Annotated in this window: 4 protein-coding genes and 1 pseudogene; 3 read left to right on the plus strand and 2 right to left on the minus strand. The window is 45.9% G+C overall.

What is annotated here, in order from left to right:
* Positions 1–285: regulatory signaling modulator protein AmpE (gene ampE, locus ACQY6Q_RS00635; RefSeq protein ID WP_427976640.1), on the minus strand; the 285-nt coding region annotated here is incomplete at its 3' end.
* Positions 286–362: 77 nt separating this feature from the next.
* A complete protein-coding gene (gene ampD, locus ACQY6Q_RS00640; RefSeq protein WP_427976642.1) occupies positions 363–902 on the minus strand; it encodes a 1,6-anhydro-N-acetylmuramyl-L-alanine amidase AmpD in 540 nt (179 codons plus the stop codon).
* 176 nt (positions 903–1,078) lie between these two features.
* Between ampD and nadC the strand changes: the two genes are divergently transcribed.
* The 3 genes and pseudogenes from nadC to ACQY6Q_RS00655 all read left to right on the plus strand — a co-directional run.
* Positions 1,079–1,921 (plus strand): carboxylating nicotinate-nucleotide diphosphorylase, encoded by an 843-nt coding sequence (nadC, locus tag ACQY6Q_RS00645; RefSeq protein WP_427976644.1) that lies wholly within the window; start codon positions 1,079–1,081, stop codon positions 1,919–1,921.
* A 239-nt stretch (positions 1,922–2,160) separates the two neighbouring features.
* Positions 2,161–2,613, plus strand: a complete 453-nt coding sequence (locus ACQY6Q_RS00650; protein ID WP_427976647.1) for a pilin — start codon at positions 2,161–2,163, stop codon at positions 2,611–2,613.
* Positions 2,614–2,625: 12 nt separating this feature from the next.
* Positions 2,626–3,066 (plus strand): annotated as a pseudogene (locus ACQY6Q_RS00655) (type IV-A pilus assembly ATPase PilB); the annotation flags it as partial.

The raw sequence follows: 3,066 nt of genomic DNA on the forward strand, positions 1-3,066 counted from the left end.
GTAATCACGATAACTCTGCTGAATTGGCGGACAGCCTAAGGTAATTAAGGGCACTAAAATCCACAGCAGCAGGTTGGCTAAGCCAAACAGCCAGCCACTCAGGCTAATTTGCAGCCATAACATTAATGCACTGGGTAAAAAAACCGTCATCAATAGCTGCCAAGCCGCCGAACGTAAGTCAAAGCGCTGCAACCACCAATGAAAGACCTGCTGCCACCACCAACGAGCGCCAATCCGGCGAGCCCGCTCCAAACTAAGTGCTAACAACAGAGAAATAAGAGACATCTAACTGAATTTACTCCATAAAAAGCCACGTCATCATGAATAGTAGGTGAATTAGCTCAGCAAACCAAGTGACTTATTTATAAGGCCGCTAAATAGCGAGGCCAATCAAAAAAAGGTCCCGGATCGGTTTTACGCGAAGGGGCTATATCACTGTGAGCCACAATACGTTGTTTATTAAGCAAGGGGTAGCGTTTTAACAAGGCTTGGCTCACCTCCACTAAAGATTGATATTGCGCCTCGCTATAGCCCTGACTGTCGCAGCCTTCCAACTCTATGCCGATGGAAAAATCATTACAGCCCTCTCGACCTGCATAACTAGAGGTCCCCGCATGCCAAGCCCGCAAATTAAAAGGCACATATTGAGTAACTTCGCCCAAGCGGTTAATCAACAGATGCGCCGAGACTTGCAAACCCTGTAACTCGGCAAAACTAGCATCAGCCTGACAATCTAAGCAGCCACAAAACAAATCGTCTATATAAGGCAGGCCAAACTGCCCTTCTGGTAAACTGATGCAGTGAATCACCAACAGGCTAATTTCATCACTGGGCCGCTGATTATAAAAGGGGCTATTCAACGCTCTCACAGGCTCTAGCCAATGCTGTTGATTAATTTGCAAAACCACTCCCTAAGCTAAAAATGCAACATGCTTATCTCACATACAAGCAAGACTCATAATATAGTCTGCATTTGACCATGCAAGCGATTCGCATCTAGGTTAAAATGTGCCAGCAAAAATCAGCTGATACATGATAAGTTGCCATAAGTAACCCCAACCCTCAGAGAAACAATGCAATGAATGCAGAGCAATTGCGCGCTAATGTCAGCGCCGCCCTAAGCGAAGACTTAGGCGAATTAAATCCCGCACTGGATATTTCCGCCGCCCTTATTCCCGAACAACAAGTCAGCAAGGCTAAAATCATTAGCCGCGAACCGGCCATTTTTGCTGGCAAAGCCTTCGCCGAAGAGGTGTTTAAGCAATTAGGCGGCGAAGTCAGCATAGAGTGGTTGGTGGAAGACGGCGATAAGGTAGTCAGCGATCAAGTGCTCTGTTATTTAACTGGGCCAACCCGAATACTGCTTACCGGCGAGCGCTCAGCTTTAAATTTCATTCAAACCCTATCGGGCATAGCCAGCCAAGTGGCCGAATACATGCAGCTGCTAGCAGGCACTCACTGCCAACTGCTAGATACGCGTAAAACCTTACCGGGCTTACGTTATGCTTCTAAATACGCGGTAAGCTGTGGTGGCGGTACCAATCACCGCTTTGGCCTGTTCGATGCCTTTTTAATTAAAGAAAACCATATTATGGCCTGCGGTAGCATTCAAGCAGCGGTGGAAAAAGCTCGCCAAATAGCCCCCGGCAAAAAAGTAGAAGTAGAAGTAGAAAACCTCGATGAGCTAGAACAAGCCCTTGTTGCGGGCTGTGATGTAGTAATGCTAGACAACTTCACGGTAGAGTTGATGAAACAAGCGGTAGCGCAAAACCAAGGCCGCGCCAAGTTAGAAGCCTCGGGCAACATGACCTTAGCGACCATTCGTCAATATGCCGAGACCGGTGTCGACTTTATTTCGGTAGGTGCTTTAACCAAACATGTCAAGGCGCTAGACCTCAGTATGAGATTTGTCGCGGAATAATTTTTAATCGTCTTTTTCAGCTGTACACAAGAGTATACAGCTGTCCTTTTGACAAAACGCTTAAGATCACGATTTGATTGCCTTTTTACAATAATAACTATACTTATATGACGCGTATGTTTTAATTATTCATAGTTAAGGCATCGCAATGTCAATTATGTGACTGAAATGCAAAAAATTTCGCGGCATTTTTGATAAAAAAAACGGTAAATAAATAACTTGTGTAAAGGAAAGACGCAATGAAAACCATCCAGAACCTTCAAACCAAGGCTGCGAATAAGCAAGCAGGTTTCACCCTAATCGAATTGATGATCGTAGTAGCGATTGTGGCCATTCTGGCGGCAGTAGCATTACCGGCCTATTTTACTTACGTTCAAAAATCAAACTTCGCCGATGTGGTAGCCGCAGCACAATCCTACAAACTCAAAGTAGAGCTATGCTACAACATGACAGGTGACATGACTACTTGTGATGCAGGAGCTCATGCAGGAACAACTTACGCTATCCCTGCAGCTATTTCAGCAGCCGACGGTAACATTGCTTCAATGGATGTTGCAAATGGTGTCATTACAGGAACCGGTGTCACTGAAGCAGGTGGCTACACCTACATAATCACGCCCAATACCAGCGGAAGTGCTGGTCGAGTTACTTGGGCTCAGAGCGGTACCTGTCAAGCAGCAGATTTTTGCTAATTCTAATTATCAATGGCAGTCATAGATAACCTCAACGGCCTTGCTTCCAGCTTGGCCGTTTCTTTTCCCGAAAAAGAACAACAACTGCTGGAGCTGTATAAGCGTAGCCGGCAGGAGCAGCGGGCCTTTACTACCGTACTAGTCGAAAACGAATTGTTCTCTAGCAAGGCTCTGGCCGATTATTGCGAAGCTCAATTTGGCATTCCGCTGCTGGATCTCGATGCCATCGAGATCAACGAAATCCCCCAGAGTTTTCTCAACGAAAAGCTGATTTTCAAACACCACGTATTGCCGGTGTATAGCCAAAACCAAACCCTGTATGTAGCCATGGCCGACCCGAGTAACGTAAGCGCCTTAGAAGACTTTGGTTTTAGCTTCGGCCTGCACGTAGAAGCGTTATTGGTTGAAGAAACCAAGCTTACCAAAGCCATTCAGTCACTAATTGATGATACC

It is taken from the genome of Agarivorans sp. (assembly GCF_050295395.1).
Classification (GTDB): Bacteria; Pseudomonadota; Gammaproteobacteria; order Enterobacterales; family Celerinatantimonadaceae; genus Agarivorans.

Coding starts and splice junctions, on each gene's coding strand:
- nadC (WP_427976644.1), top strand. CDS start 1,079: ATGAATGCAGAGCAATTGCGCGCTAATGTCAGCGCCGCCCTAAGCGAA.
- ACQY6Q_RS00650 (WP_427976647.1), top strand. CDS start 2,161: ATGAAAACCATCCAGAACCTTCAAACCAAGGCTGCGAATAAGCAAGCA.